The sequence below is a fragment of the Pseudomonas sp. YNh genome, assembly GCF_037993085.1.
Taxonomy (GTDB): Bacteria; Pseudomonadota; Gammaproteobacteria; order Pseudomonadales; family Pseudomonadaceae; genus Aquipseudomonas; species Aquipseudomonas putida.
Genome location: NZ_JBBMRJ010000017.1, coordinates 63,977 through 85,142, shown reverse-complemented (window position 1 = coordinate 85,142; position 21,166 = coordinate 63,977). Strand labels below are relative to the sequence as shown.

Annotated in this window: 15 protein-coding genes; 5 read left to right on the top strand and 10 right to left on the bottom strand. The window is 62.3% G+C overall.

Annotated features, from left to right (window positions below; translation table 11 throughout):
* Positions 1 to 63: 63 nt before the first annotated feature.
* Positions 64 to 1,191 carry a glycosyltransferase 61 family protein gene (locus tag WF331_RS18225; RefSeq protein ID WP_016499921.1) on the top strand — a complete coding sequence of 376 codons (1,128 nt, stop codon included), beginning with the start codon at positions 64 to 66 and terminating at the stop codon, positions 1,189 to 1,191.
* A 34-nt stretch (positions 1,192 to 1,225) separates the two neighbouring features.
* Positions 1,226 to 2,014, top strand: a complete 789-nt coding sequence (locus WF331_RS18220) for a helix-turn-helix transcriptional regulator (protein WP_041168046.1) — start codon at positions 1,226 to 1,228, stop codon at positions 2,012 to 2,014.
* Here WF331_RS18220 and WF331_RS18215 read toward each other — a convergent pair.
* Positions 2,007 to 2,588, bottom strand: coding sequence for a LysE family translocator (locus WF331_RS18215; protein WP_016499919.1), 582 nt, complete (start codon positions 2,586 to 2,588; stop codon positions 2,007 to 2,009). The genes WF331_RS18220 and WF331_RS18215 overlap by 8 nt on opposite strands.
* A 268-nt stretch (positions 2,589 to 2,856) precedes the next feature.
* Here WF331_RS18215 and WF331_RS18210 point away from each other — a divergent pair, with 268 nt between their 5' ends.
* On the top strand, positions 2,857 to 4,428 hold the full coding sequence (locus WF331_RS18210; RefSeq protein ID WP_016499918.1) for a TerC family protein: 1,572 nt from the start codon (positions 2,857 to 2,859) through the stop codon (positions 4,426 to 4,428).
* Here WF331_RS18210 and rarD read toward each other — a convergent pair.
* Both rarD and WF331_RS18200 read right to left on the bottom strand, forming a co-directional pair.
* Entirely contained in the window at positions 4,391 to 5,278 is an 888-nt protein-coding gene (rarD, locus tag WF331_RS18205) for an EamA family transporter RarD (protein WP_024717647.1), read from the bottom strand. The genes WF331_RS18210 and rarD overlap by 38 nt on opposite strands.
* Before the next feature lie 32 nt (positions 5,279 to 5,310).
* Positions 5,311 to 6,897 (bottom strand): EAL domain-containing protein, encoded by a 1,587-nt coding sequence (locus WF331_RS18200; protein WP_016499916.1) that lies wholly within the window; start codon positions 6,895 to 6,897, stop codon positions 5,311 to 5,313.
* A gap of 299 nt (positions 6,898 to 7,196) precedes the next feature.
* On the opposite strand from WF331_RS18200, the gene hppD reads away from it, so the two are divergent.
* Positions 7,197 to 8,273, top strand: coding sequence for a 4-hydroxyphenylpyruvate dioxygenase (hppD, locus tag WF331_RS18195; protein ID WP_016486696.1), 1,077 nt, complete (start codon positions 7,197 to 7,199; stop codon positions 8,271 to 8,273).
* Between the two features lie 22 nt (positions 8,274 to 8,295).
* Here the strand turns inward: hppD and WF331_RS18190 are convergent, their stop codons facing one another.
* Together WF331_RS18190 and WF331_RS18185 are read right to left on the bottom strand one after the other, a co-directional pair.
* Positions 8,296 to 9,102: a CSS-motif domain-containing protein gene (locus WF331_RS18190; RefSeq protein ID WP_174370729.1), complete on the bottom strand. Its 807-nt coding sequence runs from the start codon at positions 9,100 to 9,102 to the stop codon at positions 8,296 to 8,298.
* 133 nt (positions 9,103 to 9,235) lie between these two features.
* The gene (locus WF331_RS18185; RefSeq protein WP_197897781.1) at positions 9,236 to 9,922 is read right to left on the bottom strand and encodes a type 1 glutamine amidotransferase domain-containing protein; all 687 of its coding nucleotides are present in this window, start codon (positions 9,920 to 9,922) and stop codon (positions 9,236 to 9,238) included.
* 406 nt (positions 9,923 to 10,328) lie between these two features.
* Here WF331_RS18185 and WF331_RS18180 point away from each other — a divergent pair, with 406 nt between their 5' ends.
* Entirely contained in the window at positions 10,329 to 12,176 is a 1,848-nt protein-coding gene (locus tag WF331_RS18180) for a hybrid sensor histidine kinase/response regulator (RefSeq protein WP_431357525.1), read from the top strand.
* Between the two features lie 3 nt (positions 12,177 to 12,179).
* Here WF331_RS18180 and WF331_RS18175 read toward each other — a convergent pair whose 3' ends face one another.
* The 5 genes from WF331_RS18175 to mexE all read right to left on the bottom strand — a co-directional run bounded on the left by WF331_RS18175 (position 12,180) and on the right by mexE (position 21,050).
* Entirely contained in the window at positions 12,180 to 13,793 is a 1,614-nt protein-coding gene (locus tag WF331_RS18175; protein ID WP_340623180.1) for a response regulator, read from the bottom strand.
* 79 nt (positions 13,794 to 13,872) lie between these two features.
* On the bottom strand, positions 13,873 to 14,928 hold the full coding sequence (locus WF331_RS18170) for a tetratricopeptide repeat protein (RefSeq protein ID WP_284360263.1): 1,056 nt from the start codon (positions 14,926 to 14,928) through the stop codon (positions 13,873 to 13,875).
* 276 nt (positions 14,929 to 15,204) lie between these two features.
* Positions 15,205 to 16,620 carry a TolC family protein gene (locus WF331_RS18165; RefSeq protein WP_340623179.1) on the bottom strand — a complete coding sequence of 472 codons (1,416 nt, stop codon included), beginning with the start codon at positions 16,618 to 16,620 and terminating at the stop codon, positions 15,205 to 15,207.
* Positions 16,617 to 19,796 (bottom strand): efflux RND transporter permease subunit, encoded by a 3,180-nt coding sequence (locus tag WF331_RS18160; RefSeq protein WP_016499908.1) that lies wholly within the window; start codon positions 19,794 to 19,796, stop codon positions 16,617 to 16,619. The genes WF331_RS18165 and WF331_RS18160 overlap by 4 nt, the downstream gene beginning before the upstream one ends.
* A 12-nt stretch (positions 19,797 to 19,808) precedes the next feature.
* Positions 19,809 to 21,050 carry a multidrug efflux RND transporter periplasmic adaptor subunit MexE gene (mexE, locus tag WF331_RS18155; RefSeq protein ID WP_016499907.1) on the bottom strand — a complete coding sequence of 414 codons (1,242 nt, stop codon included), beginning with the start codon at positions 21,048 to 21,050 and terminating at the stop codon, positions 19,809 to 19,811.
* Positions 21,051 to 21,166 lie beyond the last annotated feature (116 nt).

Genomic DNA, 21,166 nt, shown 5'->3' with positions numbered 1-21,166 from the left:
GGGATGCATTGATCTGGCGCTTTACGCCAGGGTTTAGACTTCGTCATCAGGGGAGGACGCTTCATGGGAAGCGACATCTCGCAGTTCAGTGCATCGCCCGAAACCAAGCAGCACACGTGGACGTTGGCCGCCTACCGCTACATGGCGCGCAAGCGGCTGGGCAAGAACACGGCCCTCGACCTCAAGAGCATCGCCACCAAGAGTTGGGACATTGCCCCGGGTGAAACCACGGTGTCGCCGCCGGCCATTTTCCTGCCTGGCCAGATGGAGCGGGTCACGGGCTGGGAGGGCAAGCGTTTTTACCCCTACGTGCACCCCGCTCGCACCATGGAGGGCGGCATCAGCACGCTACAAGGGCCAACCCGCGGCTACCTGATCAAGAATGTGTGGCTGGTCGATGGCGCGTTGTACAAGGGCAAGGCCAGCCACTGGCTGTCGCTGAAACCGAGCACCTTTCCGACCATCATCGTTGACAACGAAATAGACCGCGGGGCCATTTATTGCACGCAAAACGGCAACTCGTGGTTCGGCACCTGGCTGATGGAAGATTGCCCGACCTATGCGCTGGCCTGTAACGAGGGCATACCGGTGACCACCGCGCCATCGGCCCGGTACCCGCTGTTCACCCAGGCGCCGGCCTACGAAGACTGGCTGGGCATGAAACCGGTGCGCCTGCGCAGTGCTTTTTTCCGTGAGCTGGTGCTGTTCGATGACCAGAGCAACAATCGCAGCCGGCATGCCCGCTACCGGGCCATGGGTGACAAACTGCTGTCGCACGTGCCGCATGCCCCGCATCCTGGCGTATTCCTGCTGCGCGGGGGGGATGGTGACCTGCGCCTGTTGCGCAACGAGCTGGAGCTTGCCGAGCACCTGCGTGTGACCCGTGGTTTTCGCATCGTCAATCCGCTGAAGTCCGACGTGCCGAGTATTGTTGCGGCCTGTGCCGGGGCCAGAGTGGTCATCGGCGTGGAGGGCAGCCAGTTGGTGCACGGGGTGAATGTGCTTCAGCCTGGCGGCTGCCTGCTGACCTTGCAGCCGCCGAACCGCTTTGTCAGCTACTACAAGTACCTGACGGATCGTGACTACCAGCATTTTGGCTTTGTGGTCGGCCTACCGGAGGGTGATGGCTTCGTGATTGATATCGGTGAGGTGGAGCGGACGCTGGACCTGTTTCCACAGGTAAACGTGTAGTATCGGTGCATGTCGGCAGCGAGTGGGCAAGGGGATGATCGAGGTTTCGCGGTTCTGGCGTGACCCTGCATTACCCTTTGTCGAAGCGCGGCGGGTAGGGGACGGGCGGCAGGTGTGCTACGCCGCGCACTCGCATGAGAGCTTTTCGATCGGTGTGATCACCGGCGGGCGAAGCACCTACCTCAACGGTGACCTGCGCATCCAGGTAGGGGCCGGTACCACCGTGCTGATGAACCCGGGCGTTGTGCATACCTGTAATCCCATCGACGGTGAGCCCTGGTCTTACCTGATGCTGTTCGTCGACCTCCCCTGGTTACAGGCGCAAGGCTTTGAATTGCCGACGCACACCTGGAGTGACTCCCCTGCGTTGTACCAACGGTTATTGCAGGGGTTTGCAGACCTGTTCGATGCGGGTGTGCCTGACCGGGAAGGCCGCCTGGCCGCGCTGTTCGGCTCATTGCCGGACTTTCTCGGCGCCAATGCCCGTGTCACTGACGAAGGCCACCCACGGCTGGACGCGGCAGCAGCGTTCATACGCGCTCATCGCAGCGATCCGCTGAGCCTGGCAGATGTCTGCGCAGCGTGCGGCCTGTCGCGCGCCTACCTGATTCGTGCCTTTCGCCAACATTACGGGCTGACACCGCATGGCTATCTGCTCGACCAGCGCGTTCAGCTGGCCAGGGCGCAGTTGCGTCAGGGGCGGGCCATTGCCGAGGTCGCGCAGGAGGCCGGGTTTGCCGACCAGGCGCACTTGCAGCGGGCGTTCAAAAAGCATTTGGCTGCGACGCCGGGTCATTACCGCAATGCCACCGGGGTCAGATAACCAGGTACACAGCGCTGCCCGCCAGCAAAACCGCCAACCCTCGATTGAGCAGGCGCATGTGCCGTGGGTTGCTCAGGTACTGGCGAATCACGCTGCCTGCCCATGCCCAGCTGGCCACCGAAATGAAACAGATCGGCCCGTAGATCCAGGCGAACAACCACAGCAAGTGCTGCTCACCGCCGGTATAAGCGCCGACCCCGGCCACTGCCGCCAGCCAGGCCTTGGGGTTCAGCCATTGCATGGCCGCGCCGTGCCAGGCCGAGGGGGCGGGTGTTGAGTGCGCGCCTGTCAGCTGGCCATCGTCGCGGGCCAGTTTCCATGCCATGTACAGCAGAAACATCACCCCACCCCAGTGCAGCAGCACACTCAGCATGGGCCAGCGCAGCAGCAACTGGTGCAGGCCCAGCCCGACCAGCACCAGCAACAGACAGAAGCCCAGGGTGGCGCCGGCGACATGCGCCAGGCTGGCACGTAAGCCATGGCTGGCGCCGCTGCTCAGGGCAACGATGTTGACCGGGCCGGGGGAGATTGACGCCGCCAGTGCGAAGGCGGCCATGGACAGGGACAGGCTCATGTGAGAGATCCGGTGGTTGCAGGGAACCCTGATTTTCAGCTGTTGGTTGTCTAGAGTATTGAATAAAAGTACCCCCAATGCGGACTCACACGCGTTACAGGTTTTGTAATAGTTTTGCGCTATCAGAGAAAACTGCTGTGCCTGTAGGATTATTTTCCCAATTTTCTATCAAGGTATATATGAGCACCTTCGCGGAGCCCCCCAGTCTCTGGCCTCTCAGGCCGTCCTCCCTCTGTCCTCGTGACGCTTCCTTCGTGAGTACCCGCTAATGGAATGGCTAGCCGATCCCACGGCCTGGCTGGGCCTGTTGACGCTTATCGTCCTTGAGCTGGTGCTGGGTATCGACAACCTGGTGTTCATTGCCATCCTGGCAGACAAGCTGCCACCGCATCAGCGCGATCGCGCGCGGGTGATTGGCCTGAGCCTGGCATTGATCATGCGCCTGGGCCTGTTGGCCAGTATTTCGTGGATGGTCACCCTCACCGCACCGTTGATCGACGTGTTCGGCAAGAGCTTCTCTGGCCGTGACCTGATCATGCTGTTCGGTGGTGTGTTCTTGCTGTTCAAGGCCACCATGGAGTTGCACGAACGCCTGGAAGGCCATGTGACCCAGGCCAGTGGCACGCTGCGCCATGCCGCATTCTGGCCTATCGTCGCCCAGATCGTGGTGCTGGACGCGGTGTTCTCGCTGGATGCGGTGATCACGGCAGTGGGCATGGTCGATGAGCTGTCGGTGATGATGATCGCGGTGATCTTCTCGATCGGTATCATGATCGTTGCCAGCAAGCCGCTGACCCGCTTCGTCAACGCCCACCCCACGGTGATCATGCTGTGCCTGGGCTTCCTGATGATGATTGGCTTCAGCCTCACCGCCGAGGGCCTGGGCTTCCATATCCCGAAAGGCTACCTGTACGCAGCGATTGGTTTCTCGATCCTGATCGAGCTGTTCAACCAGCTGGCTCGTGCCCGCCGCAAGCGCAGCTTGCAGCAGCACCGGCCGCTGCGTGAGCGCACCGCACATGCCGTGCTGCGCCTGCTGGGCGGCCGCCGGGTCGAGGCTGACGAGGTGGGCGAGGAAATAGCCGACCTGGTCGAAGGTGGCGAGGAACAGGTGCTGTTCGATCGCAGGGAGCGGGTAATGATCAGTGGCGTACTGAACCTGGCCGAGCGGCCGATCCGTACGGTGATGACCGCACGTGCCGAGGTTGATGTGATCGACCTTGCGCAACCGGCCGAAGCCATTGCCCAGGCCCTTGCCAACTCGCCGTACTCGCGCCTGCCGTTGATACGTAATGGCCGTGTCGACGAACCACTGGGCTTCGTGCACAAGAAGGAGCTGCTCAAGGAGTTGTTGTCGGGCCACCAGCCGGAGCTGGAAGGCATGGTACGGGCGCCGTTGAACCTGCTGGAGAGCTTCAGCATCCTCAATGCCCTGGAGCAGATGCGTGGGCAGTCGACCCACATCGCCTTTGTGGTCAACGAGTTCGGTGACTTCACCGGCCTGCTGACCATGACCGACATCCTTGAGTCGATTGCCGGTGAACTACCGGACGCGAGCGAGGTTGAAGGCCCCGGTATCGTCCAGGAGGGTGAAGGCTTTGTGGTGAGCGGTGCACTGAACCTGAGCCAGGTACAGGCACGTACCGGCTTCAGTGCCCGTGCCACCGATGATTACCAGACCCTGGCAGGCCTGGTGATGAGCCTGCTCGACCGCCTGCCGATGGTGGGGGATCGCCTGGCCTGGAATGGCTGGACGCTGACCGTGGAGGCGGTTGAAGAGCGGCGGGTGCGCCAGGTTCGGCTCATACCGAACGGCGACGCTGACGCAGCAGGTGCTTGAAGCCTTCGAGCACCAGCACCAGTACCGCGGCCCAGATCGGCAGGTAAGTCAGCCACTGATCCGGGCCGATGGTTTCGCCCAGCAGCAGCGCCACCCCCACCAGCAGCACGGGCTCGACGTAGCTGAGCAGGCCGAACAGGCTGAATGGTAATAAGCGACTGGCCAGCACGTAGGCGATCAAGGCCGAGGCGCTGATCGCCCCAAGGACCGGGATCAGGGCATACAGGCCCGGGTGAGCCTGCAGGTCGCCGGACGAAAGCGGGCCCTGGATCACGAAGTACAGCGCCCACGGCAGCAGCAGGCACATGTCGCACCACAGGCCACCCAGGTGGTCGGTGCGGCAACGCCGGCGCAGTACGAAGTAGATCGGGTAGCCGATCGTCACCAGCAGGGTTTCCCAGGCAAAACTGCCATTCTGGTACAGCTCGTGGCCTACGCCCAGCGCGGCGCAGGCCACGGCTACCTTCTGCAGGCGCGACAGGCGCTCGCCATACACCAGCCGCCCGGTCAGCACCATGGCCAGCGGCAGCAGAAAGTAGCCCATCGACACTTCCAGGCTGCGACCGTGCAGGGGCGCCCAGAGGAACAGCCACAACTGCACGCCCATCAGCCACGACGTACCGACCATGCCCAGCAACAGTACGGGCGTGCGTTTTACCCGGGCCAGCAGCTCGCCTACCCGTTTCCAGTCCTTCGAGACAAGCATGAACAAGGTGAGGCAGGGCAGCGTCAGCAGGGTGCGCCAGCCAAAGATCTCTTCGCCATCGAGTGGCGTGAGCAGCGAGGTATAGAAGTACATCACAGCGAACAGACAGGACGCCATGACCGATGAAACAATGCCTTTTGACACAAATGCCTCGAATGGGGAGTTGAGCGGTTGGATCAGCCGCGCATGATCTCAGGGGGCGCGCCTTGCGGCAACCGTGACGCGCCCGGATGTGAGGCCAGTGCCTCAAGGAACTGCGCCGCAGGCATGGGCCTGGCGAACAGGTAGCCTTGCTGGAAGTCCACGCCATGGCGGGCCAGGTAGTCGCGCTGGGTGTCGGTTTCGACACCCTCGGCAACGATGCCAAGGCCCAACTTGGCAGATAGCTCGATGATGGTTTCGAGGATGTGCACGGACAGCGCATCGGCGCCGATCATGGCAACGAAGCTCTGGTCGATTTTCAGGTAGTCGACCTTGAACTGGCGCAGGTAATTGAGGCTGGATTGCCCGGTGCCGAAGTCGTCGAGTGCAATCATCACCCCCATGGCATGCAGTTTCTCGAACAGTTCCAGGGTGACCGGGGTGGGCTCGATAAGCTTGCGCTCGGTCAGCTCCAGGGTCAGTACCACCCGGCCAGGCGGGAAGTGCTGCAGGAAGGTGCGGCAGTCGTCCAGCAGGCGCAAGTCGCGGCAGTGGTCGGCGGTGATGTTGACCCCGATGTGAAAGCCATCCTCCAGCAGCCCAATGTAGGGCGCGAGGCTCTGGGCAGTGTGCATCATCAGCGCCCGGGTCATGGCGACGATCTGCCCGCTGTGCTCGGCATAGGGGATGAACAGGTCAGGACGAACCAGGCCTTCTCGCGGGTGGTTCCAGCGCATCAGCACTTCAGCACCGGCCCAGCGGTAATCGCCCTTGCGCACCACCGGCTGGAAGTACGGCAAGAATTCGTCAGCCTGCAGGGCCCGATCCAGCTCGGCGCGGGGCGAGGTGGCGCGGCGAATTTGCCAGCGGCAGACCAGCGCGGCCACGGCCCCCAGTACCAGCAGTAGGCTGAGCAGGGCAGGGTAGTGGCTGCGCAGCAACTGGCCTTGCTTGTCGGCGCTGTAGCCGCCCTGCACGCTGAACGGGTAACGCGTCGAGCCCAGCAACACATTGGCACTGGCTGCGGCAGGTGGTGCGCCTATATGTACAACGCCGTCCTTGCCCATCCAGGCGTTGCCCACGCGTATTTGCAGCTCTTCATCCGGGCCGATCAGGCGCAATGCGGTCAACAAATGGTCGCCATCCACCGTGGTGATCGCGCCGTTGTCGCCGTCGCTGGCGCGGTACACCAACAGCGGATGCCCCGGGGTGACCGAGTTGCCGTCCATCAGCCACAGCTTGCCGTCGGTGTAGTCGCTGGCGTTGACCGGCTCGTCGAACTCGCCGAACAGCGAGGTGCAATAAAGGGTGTTGTGCCTGAACAGGTTGGTCGAGCGCACGAAGGCATTGCGGGTCACCTGGGCACGCAGCGTAAGCTGGACCTGGTCGCAAGGGCTGGCAGTCAGGGGGAGTAGCGCATTGGCAGCACGGGACAGGTTGTCGAGGATGCGTTCGACGTGCTCCACCGCCTGGCGGGCGGTGGCCTGGCTGCTGGCCTGCATCTCGCGCTCTACCTGCCAGTTCATCACGGCAAGGCCGCACAATACTGGCAGCACGCCGACGACCCAGGGCAGCAGGTTGCGCCAGCTCAGGCTGGCGCGGCGTTTGACGGTAAGAGGCATGCGGGAATGATCTGTGTGAAGGGTAACGAGAGGATAGCCGCTTGTCGGGACGTGCGGCCAACTAAAACGCGACAAACGTTTTTACGCAATGTAGAATCCATTTACGAATACAACAATAAGGTCCTTTAATACCGAAGGATCAAGCCCGCCGAGAATGGGTCCATATGACATACCATGGGTTCAAGCTGATCATAGGTGACTTCCTCGCCCGCAGCGTGCGAGGCATCCCCTGCGCCCCGCCGTTTCTGTCCCACATCCTACGCAATCAATAATATTTCGCTGCAGATGAGGACACGAACATGGCTGATATCTTCGAAAATCCAATGGGCCTGATGGGCTTCGAATTCATCGAACTGGCTTCGCCGACCCCGGGCGTACTTGAGCCGGTCTTCCAGATTCTGGGCTTCACCAAGGTGGCCAGCCACCGTTCCAAGGATGTGCACCTGTACCGCCAGGGTGGCATCAACCTGATCCTGAACAACGAACCCAAGAGCATCGCCTCGTACTTCGCGGCCGAACACGGCCCGTCGGTGTGCGGCATGGCGTTCCGTGTGCGCAATGCCCATGAGGCCTATGCCCGCGCACTGGAACTGGGCGCCCAGCCGGTTGAAATCGAAACCGGGCCGATGGAGCTGCGTCTGCCGGCAATCAAAGGCATCGGTGGTGCGCCGCTTTACCTGATCGACCGCTTCGACGAAGGCAGCTCGATCTACGACATCGACTTCAACTTCATCGAAGGTGTGGACCGCAACCCGGTGGGTGCCGGCCTGAAAATCATCGACCACCTCACCCACAACGTTTATCGCGGGCGCATGGCCTACTGGGCTGGCTTCTACGAGAAGCTGTTCAACTTCCGCGAAATCCGCTACTTCGATATCAAGGGTGAGTACACCGGCCTGACGTCCAAGGCCATGACTGCTCCCGATGGCATGATCCGCATTCCGCTCAACGAAGAGTCGTCCAAGGGTGCAGGCCAGATCGAAGAATTCCTGATGCAGTTCAACGGGGAAGGTATCCAGCACGTGGCCTTCCTGACCGACGACCTGCTCAAGACCTGGGATGCCCTGAAGGGCTTTGGCATGCGCTTCATGACTGCTCCGCCGCAAACCTACTACGAAATGCTCGAGGAGCGGCTGCCTGGTCACGGCGAGCCGGTCGATCAGTTGCAAGCACGCGGCATCCTCCTCGATGGTGCCTCGCAGCCCGAAGACAAACGCCTGTTGTTGCAGATTTTCTCGGAAACCCTGCTCGGCCCGGTGTTCTTCGAGTTCATCCAGCGCAAAGGTGACGATGGCTTTGGTGAAGGCAACTTCAAGGCGTTGTTCGAATCCATCGAACGTGACCAGGTACGCCGCGGTGTGCTGAGCACCGACTGATGCCCTCTGGGTAGCGCCGCCTTCATGTAGCATTGGCGGCTCTATCTCGGCTGCTGGAGCGTGCCCTGAACAGGCCCAGATAGACGATCAGGCCGGTCACGGTCCCCACCAGCACCAACGAGGGCAGGATCTGCAGCATGGACTGGCGGATTTCCTGGGCGGTGTAACCCTGTGCGTAGCCGCCTTTTACCCTGTACCCATATTTGGCCGACAACGCGGTGGCGAAAAACTCGGACTGCGAAGGGCGCTGTGCGTCACGGCTATCGCCTTCGCTCCAGATCCAGCGGTTGCCAAACTCCACCAGCAGCGTCAGTCCGTCCTGAAAGGCATCCAGTTCATTGCGCAGCTGTGAGGCATAAGCGGTCACGATTACGCCGCTTTCGTTGCCTTGCAGGTAAAAGTTGACCAGCAGTTTGCGGCGCCTGTCAGGTTGGCCATAGGACAGTTCGACCTGTTGGCCAGATGAGGCGAAGGCAGATAAGTGGTCAAGTGAGTCTGAAGCGCTGCTGCAGTAGGCTTCATTGCCCTTTACCAGGGTCAACGACCTGAGCATGGAACGGCTCACGACCTGCTCCTGTAAAGCACTGTTAACGCTTTGGCAGGGCTTGCCTGCCAGCGGCAGGGTGCGCTGGGCAGCCTCTTGCAGTCGATTCAGTGCCTGGTCAATGCTGAAAACCGCTTCCTGAACGGAAATGGCCGCGTTTTCCTCAAGCTTCATTTCCAGCTGTACAATCATCACCAGCAAACCGGAAATCACAGGCACCAAGCCTACAGTGGTGAGCAGCAGGAGCTCCCGCAGGCGGCGCCCGGCGTGCATGATTTTCAACATGGTGCATTAGTTCTCCGGGCAGAAGCTGTTCGTGGTGTACAGCTGAGCCCAGAGCCTATGCATTCGATGACCTGCCGGCTGTAGTCCGCGTGCAGTCTGCGCCACAGGAAAACCAGAAGGCTGATGTAAGGCTTTACTTGGCGTTGAGTTTCTCCAGTACTTTCTCTGCGAGCAGCGCAGTGGAATCTGGGTTCTGACCGGTGATCAGCAGACCATCCTCGACGACGTATGGCTTCCACGGGTCATCATGTTTGCTGTACTCGCCGCCCCGGCCACCTAGCTCTTTTTCCGTCGAGAAAGGCACCACCTTGTCCAGCTCGACCAGTTGTTCCTCAATATCGGAAAAGCCGGTCACTTTGCGACCTTTCAGCAGAAGGCTGTTGTCGCTGAGCTTGATGTTAAGCAGGCCGGCCACGCCATGGCAGACCGCTGCAACAATGCCGCCTTTTTCGTAGACCTTGCGCGCCAGCTCCTGCAGCGGCTTGTTCTCGGCAAAGTCGTACATCACCCCATGCCCACCGGTGTAATAGATGACGCTGTATTCCTCGGCTTTTACCTGGCCAGGGCTCAAGCTGGTGCCCAGGCGGGTCATGAAGCGCTTGTCGTCATACCATTGCCAGTCCAGGTCGGGGGCCATCTGCAGGCTGTGTGGGTCGACAGGGACATAGCCCCCCTCTGGGCTGACATAATCGACCATGTAGCCGGCCTTTTCGACTTTCTCGACAAAGTGCACCGCTTCACCCAGCCACAGCCCCGTCGCACGTTTCAAGGTCGGATACTTGGCTGTGTTGGTCAGCACTACCAGCATTTTCTTGCTCATGACCACGCTCCTGTCGGCAACCTGGATGGGCCGTTGCTCCCTGGCCCGGAGAAAACCTAATCAGCATAGCTGCCGGGCGCACGTACGCCATAGTGCGCAGCTTATGCTGTGCTAATTTGAACGAAACCCTCGGGGGAAGCCTTCGGCACTCGGGGTGAATCCTTGCATTGCTGGAGTAACGCTATTGGCCGTACACGGTACGCCGCGCAAACCTGCGCGGCAGCTCACCTTGACAACGCCCGTATCGCCATCGCTCGACCTGATGAGCGATAGAATTGCGCAATTTGACTGGGGGCGTACAACCCTTGGGCCGTTGCCGCGATGGCCGGCATCGTTGCGCATTGCCGTCGACATGATGCATTTGTCACCGTTTCCCTGCGCAGTGGTTTGGGGGACGGACCTCTGCGTGGTTCACAACGATGGCTATCGGGCGCTGCGGACCGCCCGACCGGATGCACTGGGCAACGGGTTCGATGCGCTGTGGAGTGATCTCTGGCCGGCAATGGGCCCCTGGGTGTTCAAGGCGCTTGAAGGGCGTTCGAACTTTGTCGAGGACCCGCCCCAGCGTATCGTCTGCGGCGAAGGCAGCGAGCCGCTGTGGTGCGCGTTCGGTTATGCACCACTGCACGATGAACTTGGCAACGTGGCGGGTTTTCTGCACACGGTGATCGAGACCACGGCCAGCGTTGAAGCGCATCATCATTGGCGTGAGCAGGCGCAAGGCTTTGAACGGCAGATAGAGCGGCATGTGGCCGAGCGCGAGCAGATCTGGCAGTTGTCGCGTGATGCAATGATGACGATAACCCCTGAGCTTAGGGTGCATGCCGCCAACCCGGCCTGGTACCGCATTCTGGGCTGGACCCAAGAGCAGGTTCATGATCTGCCGTTACTGGAGCTGGTGCATCCGGCGGATCGCACCGAGGTCCAGGTGGCGGTCTCCGGGCTCCTGCAGTACCACGATGCCGAGCAGGTGCAGACTCGCTTGCGCCACCGCGATGGCCATTATCACTGGTTTAGCTGGAGTGCCCGGTTCGACGGCAGCCTGCTGACGGCAGTCGGTCGGGATATCACCGAAGACCGCGAAGAGGCCGCGCGTCAGTCTGAAGCGCTGATGCGCAACAGTGAACGCATGGAGGTTGTGGGGCAGTTGGCCGGGGGCATGGGCCACGAAATGAACAACCTGCTGTCTGGTATCGGTGGTAGCCTCGAACTGTTGCAGCGGCGCTTGCAGGAGGGGCGCATGGAGCGGATTGAAACCTATGTGGAGGTCGCTCGCGACTCCGTGCTGCGCGCCATGGAGCTGACTCATCGCCTGCTGGCATTCTCTCGGCATCACCCACTTGCACCCAAGACCCTGGACTTCAATCGGCAGTTACGGCAAAGCGAGCCGTTGCTGCTCAAGGCGCTGGGCGCAGAGATGCGCTTGCACTGGCAACTGGATGTCGCGCCGTGGGCGGTACGCCTGGACATTCCCCAACTTGAAAATGCCTTGGTCAACTTATGCGCCAATGCCCGGGAGGCTTGCCTGGAGCGTGGCAATGTCACTGTTCGCAGCGTCAACGAGCGGTTGACGGCCAGTTTTCCCGATGAGGGTGGCCTGCCGCCAGGCGACTATGTGGCCTTGCATGTCGAGGATGACGGCCATGGCATGTCGGCAGAGGAAATTTCCAGGGCCTTTGAGCCATTTTTCACCACCAAGGCCATCGGACGTGGTTCCGGTCTAGGGCTATCGATGGTGTATGGCTTTGTCGGCCAATCGGGGGGGTATGCGTGGATCGAATCGGCCCCGACCCAAGGCACCAAGGTTTCCATGCTGTTCCCAAGATGCCATGAGCCGGTACCCGAAGAGCCCAAACCCCGGCTGCGCTCCCAACGTATGGCCCAGGGCGAGCGTTTACTGCTGGTGGATGACGAGCTCAACTTGCGTACCGTGATGCGCGAGTACCTGACCGAACGCGGTTTTGTGGTCACTGATGCGAGTGATGCCAATACTGCGCTGGAGCGCTTTCGCCTGGATGATCCCTTTGACCTGGTGATTACCGACATCGGTTTACCGGGCGGCTTCAGTGGCCGGCAAGTGGCCAAGGCCATGCGCATGCAGGTGCCTGCTCAGAAAATCCTGTTCATCACCGGCTATGCTGACCATTCTGTTGAAGCGCAGTTGATCGATCAACCGGGAACGGCATTGATGAACAAGCCGTTTTTGCTGGCAGACCTTGCCGATCAGGCGCTAACCATGCTCGACCAACAATAGGTTTCAGGACTCGGCAAGAATCCGCGTCACCTGCGCCTTTATTTCTTTCAGTTCAAACGGTTTGCAGATCAGGTGCATGCCCGCGTCAAGAAACCCTTCGCGGGCCATGGCCGTTTCCGCGTAGCCGGTGATGAACAGCACCGGCAAATGCGGATGCAGGCTGCGGGCAATTTCGGCCAGTTGCCGGCCATTCATGCCGGGCAAGCCGATATCGCTGACCAGTAGATCGACGGGTTGTGCCGAGCGCAGGACTTTAAGGCCTTGGGTGGCGTCGGACGCGCTGTGGCAGGGAAAGCCGCTCTCGCGCAGCGCCTGACACAACAATTGACGTACATGGGGGTCGTCCTCGACGACCAGCACATGACGGCCTCGGGGAACTTGCACAGGTATGGGCTTGCTCGGTTCCCGGGCCTGGCCGATATGGCGCGGCAGGTACAGGTCTACCTGGGTGCCTTGGCCGATCTGGCTGTGCAGCGTGACATGCCCGCGGGACTGCTTGCTGAAGCCGTACACCATCGACAGGCCCAGGCCGATGCCCTGGCCGATCGCCTTGGTGCTGAAAAACGGCTCGAAAGCGTGCTCCATCGTACTTTGCGCCATGCCCTGGCCGTCATCTTTGATGCTCAGGCGCAGATAGTCACCGGCGCACAGGGTTGCGCCGGTGAATTGTGTGCTCTCGATGTGCTGGTTGCTCGCCTCAATTCGTAACTGGCCGCCATTGGGCATGGCTTCGCTGGCATTGAGCAGCAGGTTGTCCAGGGCTTCCTGCAACTGCTTGTTATCAGCTTCTACGGGCCACAGCCCTTTGGCGATGTGCACGTGCAGGGTTACGGCAGGGTTCAGGCAGGCCTTCAGTCGTTCCACCTCAAGCAGGCTGTGCAGGTCGACGCGCTGGCTGTGCAGCGATTGGCGGGAGGAAAACGCCAGCAAGCGGTGGGTGAGGCGGGCAGCGCGTGCAACTGCCTCACGGCCCATGCGCAGCACGCTGTCCAGGCCATCGCAGCGGCCTTGATGCAGTCGCCGTTCAATCAGCTCGAAGCTGCCGCCAATACTGGTGAGCAGGTTGTTGAAGTCATGAGCAACCCCTCCGGCCAATTGGCCAATGGCTTCCATCTTGCGTGCCTGGTAGTGGGCGAACTCGTTGCGTTCCTGCTCCTGGTCTGACGATGCGACCGGGGTGTTCAGACGCTGCTGCAGGTCCTGCAACTGGTCGCGTGTCAGGTATTGCCGGCGCCGGTTGCGCAGGGCGGATCGGGTCATGTGCAGCAGTTGGGCATTGTCGAACGGGGCGACCATCAGCAGAAGATTGCCTACCGGGTGGTTACTCGCGCCCGTGGCCGACCAGGCACCCTGGATCAGCAGCACGATGGGCAGGTCCGACCAGCTTTGTTGCTGGTCGAGGAATGCTTGCAGCATCGCGCTTGGGCCCTGGCTGAACACTTGCTCGGCAATGATTGCCAGGCCTGCGCCTTCAGCCAGGCAGCTGTGCAGGTTGGCCAGGTCGACAGTGCACAGGCTATCGATGCCGGCGGAGGCGAGCAGGCGCGAGGTATCCGCCGCTAATGGCGGAGGTGCCAGAATCAAGGCACGTTCATCCAGCGCCAGTGAATGGGCCAAAACGACTCTCCTGTAGGGTGGCCTGATACCCACTGGACCCTGGGCACACACTCAGGGTTCAACAATATTCAGGTGTTGCCTACAGGCCCTGTTGTAATACGGGGTCGTCCGGGTTCTGACGCTCCAGCTCGGCCAGCAGCACTTGTACGTTCTGCAGTTGCCCGGTCTCTTTCGAGTACTGGATCAGCAGCACCCGCGCCCGGCGGTTGGCCGGTTGCCGGCTGAGCACGGTTTCCAGCTGCTTTTGCGCGGCGTCGAGTTGTTCCAGCTCGTGCAGCGTGACTGCCAGCGTATAACGGTAGTCGGCGTTGTCCGGGTCCAGTTCGACGGCGCGGGACAAAGCCAGCAAGGCGTACTCGCGCTGCTCGTGGCGGTTCAGCCAGAGCCCCAGCTCGTACTGCAGGAAGGCTGAGTCGGGGCTTAGCGCCAAGGCTTTGCCCAAGACCTGGCGCGAGGCATCGTGGTGGCCCTGACGCTCCAGCAGGCGCACCTGGGTGGCCAGGGCGTCGAGGTTGCCGGGTGCAACCTCTAGCGCCCGCTGCAAGGCCGTGGCTGCCTGGGTGTAGTCGTTTTCGTGCAGGTACAGGCGCGCCAGGTGTACCTGGGCGTCGGCATCCTCGGGTTGTTGCTCGAGCGCCTGCTGGTATTGTTCCAGGGCTGCCTGCAACGGGCCGAAATACAGGCCGATGGCATCGGGATCGAGGCCCAGTAGGGCATCCACGGCAGCAAAGCGCACGCTTTGTTCGTCGTCGTCCAGCAATGGGCCGAGCACCAGGCTGCGCTGGGCCGCCGGCAGCAGGCGGCGGATACCGGCAATGGCCGCACGGCGCACCAGCGGGTCGGCATGCTCCAGGTCCTGGCGGGCGAGTTTCAATGCCTGGGGGGAGGGGTAGTTGGGTAACTCGGCATACAGTGCAGCGCGGCGGACAGGGGACAGGTCGTCGCGTTGCAATTGCTGGTACAGCACGCGCGCAGCGCCGGGTTGGCCGTCATGGGCCTGGCGCAGCGCCTTGGCATAGCTGTGTGCGGGCAAGGTCGGCGGGGCTGGCTGCTCATCGCGCCACAGGTAACCGAACAGGGCCGATACCAGGATCAACAGCAGCAGGGCGATCAGGTAGCGGTTGCGTCTGTGCATCGGACGGTCCGTGGCGGCGGGAAGGGCAGAGCTTGGGCCAGCCGGGGGGTAAATGCAACCGAGTGCAGGCGCCAAGGCGGTCGCGCGCGTATCTCGCAGGTTCGATTGGCCCGAAACAAGCGTAGGAGCGAGCGCAGCTCGCGATGCGCCGCGCGGGCGGCGCTCGTTCTCGCAGGCGCTGAAGATTAAACGACATAAAAAAGCCCCGCGGACCAAGGCCAGCGGGGCAAACGGTTGGGGGAGGAGCCAACCAAAGGAGTCGTTGAAACGGGTGTGTCAGCGTGTGCTGGCTACGGTCTCCGGTTGCCAGCCGCCGCCCAGGGCCTTGTAGATGGAAACGATACCGCGGTACAGATCGACCTCACCCTGGGCCTGCGCATCCTCGGCGCTCAGCCGCTCGCGCTCGGCGTCGAGCAGTACCAGGTAGTCCACCGTACCTTCGCGATATCGAATCGAGGCCAGCTCCGCTGCCTTGCGGCTGGCGTCGCTCTGGCGCATCAGCGACAGCAGCCGCTGCTGGGTCTTGTCGTAATCGCTGAAGGCATTGGCCGATTCTTCCAGGGCCAGCAATACCTGCTGCTCGTAGTTGGCCAGCGCCCCTTCGGCATCGGCCTTGGCGCCACGCAGGCGGGCCCGCACGCTGCCCAGGTCGAAGGCTGCCCAGGTAATGCTTGGGCCCAGCGCCCAGGCATTGGCTGCCGAGGAGCCGATCTGCGAGCCGCGTGCGGCAGTAAAGCCAAGGAAGCCGCTGAGGCTGACACGGGGGAACAGGTCTGCCGTGGCCACGCCGACGTTGGCGGTGGCGGCAGCCAGCTGGCGCTCGGCACTGCGGATGTCCGGGCGACGGCGCAGCAGTTCACCCGGGTCACCCACCGGCAACGCCTTGGCGATGGCCGGCAGGTCCTTGGGTGACAGGTCTACGCTGAGCGCGTCCGGGCGCTGGCCGAGCAGGGTGGCGATGCGGTGCCGCGCCCGTGCCTGTTCGGCCTGCAGTTGCGGCACGGTGGCTTCGACCCCGGCCAGGCGTGCATCGGCACGTACCACGTCGAGGTCGTTGCCCACGCCGGCATCGCGCAGGGTTTCGGTAATGGTCCGCGATTCCTGCTGGGTCTTGAGGTTGGCCAAGGCGATCTTCTCGCGCAATTGCGCACCGCGCAGTTGCCCATAGGCATCGACCAGTTCGGCGATCAGGCTGACCTGCAACTGTTGCAGGTCGGCGGCGGCTACCGCTTCCTGGGCTTCGCTGGCCTCGATCTGGCGCTGGATGCGCCCGAACAGGTCAAGCTCCCAGGCCATGTCCAGGCCCAGGTCATAGCGCTCGCTGTTCACCCGCTGCGTGGTCTGGCCGGGGATCTGGCCCTTGCCGATGTCGCTGCTGGCGCGGCTGGTGACAACCGGGAACTGGTCGTTCTCGGCGTCTTCGCGGATCGAACGGGCGGATTTCAGGCGGGCGAAGGCCACGCGCAAGTCACGGTTGCCGTCCAGCGAAGCCTGCACCAGCTGGTTCAGGACCGGGTCGTCGAACTGCTTCCACCACAGGCTTTCGAAGCGGCTACGGTCGTAGGCCTTGGCCTGCACATCGCTGCTCATTTGTGCAGGTTCGGTTGCCGGGGCCTGGTAGTCCGGGCCTACCGCACAGGCTGCCAGGGCCAGTGCCAGCAGGCTTGGGGTCAGGGGTTTGAGCAGCTTCATGCATGGTTCTCCAGCACTTGAACGCGCTCGGCCTTGCGGGCCTGGCGACGCTCGACGAAACGGCGAATCAGGAAGAAGAACACCGGGGTCAGGAACAGGCCGAACACGGTCACGCCGATCATCCCCGAGAACACCGCCACACCCATGGCATGGCGCATTTCCGAACCTGCACCCGAGCTGAACACCAGCGGAACCACACCCATGATGAAGGCAATCGAAGTCATCAGGATCGGCCGCAGGCGCAGGCGGCAGGCTTCCAGCACCGCAGCCAGCGGATCCAGGCCCTTGGCCTGTTCATCCTTGGCGAACTCGACGATCAGGATCGCGTTCTTGCACGCCAGGCCCACCAGTACGATCAGGCCGATCTGGGTGAAGATGTTGTTGTCGCCACCCGACACGATCACACCGGTGATGGCCGACAGCAGGGTCATCGGTACAATCAGGATCACCGCCAGCGGCAGGCTCCAGCTTTCGTACTGGGCAGCCAGCACCAGGAACGCCAGCAGTACGCACAGCGGGAAGACCAGCAGTGCGGTATTGCCCGAGAGGATCTGCTGGTAGGTCAGGTCGGTCCACTCGAAGGTCATGCCGTTGGGCAGTTCCTCTTTAAGCAGCTTCTCGATGGCAGCTTCGGCCTGGCCAGAGCTGTAGCCCGGGGCTGCGGCACCGTTGATTTCTGCGGTGATGAAACCGTTGTAGTGCATGACGCGGTCCGGCCCGGAGGTGTCGCTGACCTTGAGGAAGGTCGCCAGCGGGATCATCTCGCCGAGGTTGTTGCGCACCTTCAACTGGCCGATCTGTTCGGCATCGAGGCGGAACTGCTGCTCAGCCTGGACGTTGACCTGGTAGGTGCGGCCAAAGCGGTTGAAGTCGTTGGTGTACAGCGAGCCCAGGTAAACCTGCAGGGTGTCGAAGATGTCGGTGATCGCCACGCCGTGGGTCTTGGCCTTTTCCCGGTCGATGGCGGCATCGACCTGCGGCACGTTGACCTGGTAGCTGGTGAACAGGCCTGCCAGCTCCGGCACGTTGTGGCTCTTGGTGATGATGTTCTGGGTTTCCTTGTACAGCGCTTCGTAACCCAGGTTGCCACGGTCTTCGATTTGCAGGCGGAAACCGCCGATCGTGCCCAGGCCCTGTACAGGCGGCGGCGGGAAGATGGCGATGTAGGCGTCCTGGATATCGGCGAACTGGGCATTCAGTGCAGCCGCGATGGCCGCCGCCGACTGGCTCGGGTCCTTGCGCTCATCGAACGGCTTGAGCGGAGTGAACACGATGCCGCTGTTCGGGCTGTTGGTGAAACCGTTGATCGACAGGCCAGGGAAGGCCACCGAATCGGCCACGCCAGGCTGCTTCAGGGCGATTTCGCTCATGCGCTTGATCACCGCTTCGGTGCGGTCGAGGCTGGCGGCGTCCGGCAGCTGGGCGAAGGCCACCAGGTACTGCTTGTCCTGGGCCGGCACGAAACCGGTCGGCGTGGACGAGAAGCCGAGGTAGGTCAGGCCCATCAGGCCGGCATAGACGAACAGGGCGATGCCGCTGGAGCGGATGACCCGGCGCACGCCACCCACGTAGCGGTGGCTGGCGCGGTCGAAGAAACGGTTGAACGGCGAGAACAGCCAGCTGCCCAGCAGTTTGTCGAGGAACCGCGAGAAACGGTCCTTGGGCGCATGGTGGTCCTTCAGCAGCACGGCAGCCAAGGCCGGCGACAGGGTCAGCGAGTTGAACGCCGAGATCACGGTGGAAATGGCGATGGTCAGGGCGAACTGCTTGTAGAACTGCCCGGTAAGGCCGGAAATGAACGCAGCCGGTACGAACACGGCGCACAGCACCAGGGCGGTGGCAATGATCGGCCCGGTCACTTCGCTCATCGCCTTTTGCGTGGCTTCCAGCGGTTTCAGGCCCAGCCCGATGTTACGTTCGACGTTCTCCACCACGACGATGGCGTCGTCCACCACGATGCCGATGGCCAGCACCAAGCCGAATAGCGACAAGGCGTTAAGCGAGAAACCGAACAGGTGCATCACTGCAAATGTACCGATCAACGATACCGGCACGGCCAGCAGCGGGATGATCGAGGCACGCCAGGTCTGCAGGAACAGGATGACCACCAGCACGACCAGCACCAGGGCTTCGAACAGGGTGTGCACCACTGCTTCGATGGAGCCGCGCACGAAGATGGTCGGGTCATAGACGATGCTGTAGTCCATCCCTTCAGGGAAGTCCTTCTTCAGCTCGGCCATTTTCGCCCGCACTTCGTCGGAGATCTCGATGGCGTTGGAGCCTGGGCGCTGGAAGATCGGGATGGCCACCGCCGGCTGGTTGTTCAGCAGCGAGCGCAAGGCGTACTGGCTGGAGCCGAGTTCGACCCGGGCGATGTCCTTCAGGCGGGTGATTTCGCCATCGGCACCGGCACGGATGATGATGTTTTCGAACTCTTCCTCGTTGACCAGACGGCCCTGGGTGTTGATCGACAGCTGGAAGCTGGTGGAGCCCGGGGCGGGCGGGGCGCCCAGCTGGCCGGCAGCCACCTGGCGGTTCTGCTCGCGGATTGCCGCTACCACATCACTGGCGGTGAGGTTGCGCGAAGCGGTCTTGTTCGGATCGAGCCACACGCGCAGCGAGTAGTCGCCCATGCCGAACAGTTGCACGTCGCCTACGCCGCCCAGACGCGCCAGCTCGTCCTTGATGTTGAGGATGGCGTAGTTGGACAGGTAGAGCATGTCGTAGCGGTTGTCCGGCGACGTCAGGTGCACGACCATGGTCAGGTCGGGCGAGGCCTTGTCGACGGTGATACCGATACGCGTCACTTCCTCGGGCAGCTTGGGCTGGGTACGGGTGACGCGGTTCTGCACCTGCACCTGGGCGTTGTCCAGGTCGGTGCCCAGGGCGAACGTGATGGTCAGCGTCAGCTTGCCGTCAGCGGTGGACTGGGAAGACATGTACAGCATGTTTTCCACACCGGTAATTGCCTGCTCCAGCGGCGCGGCGACGGTTTCGCCGATGACCTTGGGGTTGGCGCCGGGGAAGTTGGCACGTACCACCACGGTGGGCGGCACCACTTCGGGATATTCGCTGATCGGCAGCTGGAACAGCGAGATCGACCCCGCAATCAGCAGCACCAGCGACAGCACCGCGGCGAAAATCGGCCGGGTAATGAAGAATTTCGAGAAGTTCATCGGTATGTTCCCTTAACCGCGTGGCGCCTGGGCGCTGGCGACTTTCACGTTGTTGCCCGCCACTTTCGGCGCCGGGTTGCTGGCCTCCAGTGCCTGGCGCTGCTGGGCGAGGGCGGCGAGGGTCTGTTCGCTGGCCATTGGGGTTTCTTCCGGGGTGACCGGCGAGCCTGGGCGCACGCGCTGCAGGCCCTTGACCACGATGCGGTCATCCTTGGCCAGGCCGCTACGCACGATGCGCAGGCCTTCCAGCTTCGGCCCCAGTTCCACGGCGCGGTAGGTGGCCTTGTTGTCCTTGTCCATGACCAGCACGAACTTCTTGCCAAGGTCGGTGCCCACGGCTTCGTCGTTGATCAGCATGGCGTCGTACTGGGCGCTGCCGACCAGCTTCAGGCGTGCGTACAGGCCCGGGGTGAACTGGCCGTCGCGGTTGTCAAACACCGCACGACCACGGATGGTGCCGGTGCGCGGGTTGACCTGGTTGTCGACGAAGTTCATCTGGCCCTGGTGCGGGTTGCCGGTTTCATTGGTGAGGCCCAGGTACACCGGGGTGCTCTGGCCACGCTGGCCTTCGCGTGCCAGCTGGGTGTACTTGAGGTACACGCGCTCGTCGGCGTCGAAGTAGGCGTAGACCTTGTCGGTGGACACCACGCTGGTCAGCGGGGTGACATCGGCCGTGACGATGTTGCCGGCAGTGAACTGGGCACGGCTGACGCGGCCACTGATGGGCGCGGTGACGCGGGTGAAGCTGAGGTTCAGGCGCGCCAGGTCGAGCTGTGCCTGGATCGCGTCGACCCCGGCGCGGGCTTCGGCGGCAGCGCTGCTACGCGATTCTGCAAGTTCGGCGGAGATGGCGTTGCTGTCGCGCAGGCGTTCGCCACGGCGCGCTTCGTTGGCGCTGCGAATGGCGGTGGCCTTGGCCTGTTGCAGTTGGGCTTCGAGGCGGCGGACTTCAGCCTGGAACGGGCGTGGGTCGATCTGGAACAGCAGGTCGCCTTTTTTCACCTGGGCGCCTTCGGTGAAGGCGACCTGGTCGATCTGGCCGGCTACCCGCGGGCGAACTTCAACAGTTTCCGGGGCTTCAAGGCGGCCGGTGAATTCGTCCCATTCGTTGATCGGTTGCTCGATCACCTTGGCCACAGTGACCTTCGGCGCGGCGGGAGCCTGCACGGCGTCTGGGGTTCGACCGCAAGCGCTGATCACCACCACTGCCAAGGCAGCGAGGGGAAAGCGCAAGGGTTTGAGAGATTGTTCCATGGAGAACTCCGCCAATGTATTAGTAGTGGGCGGAGTGTGAGTGTGTTGCGCGTGAGGCACGAATCGAACGGGACGAAGGTTAATATCACGCTGAATGATATGTGTGGATCATTCAT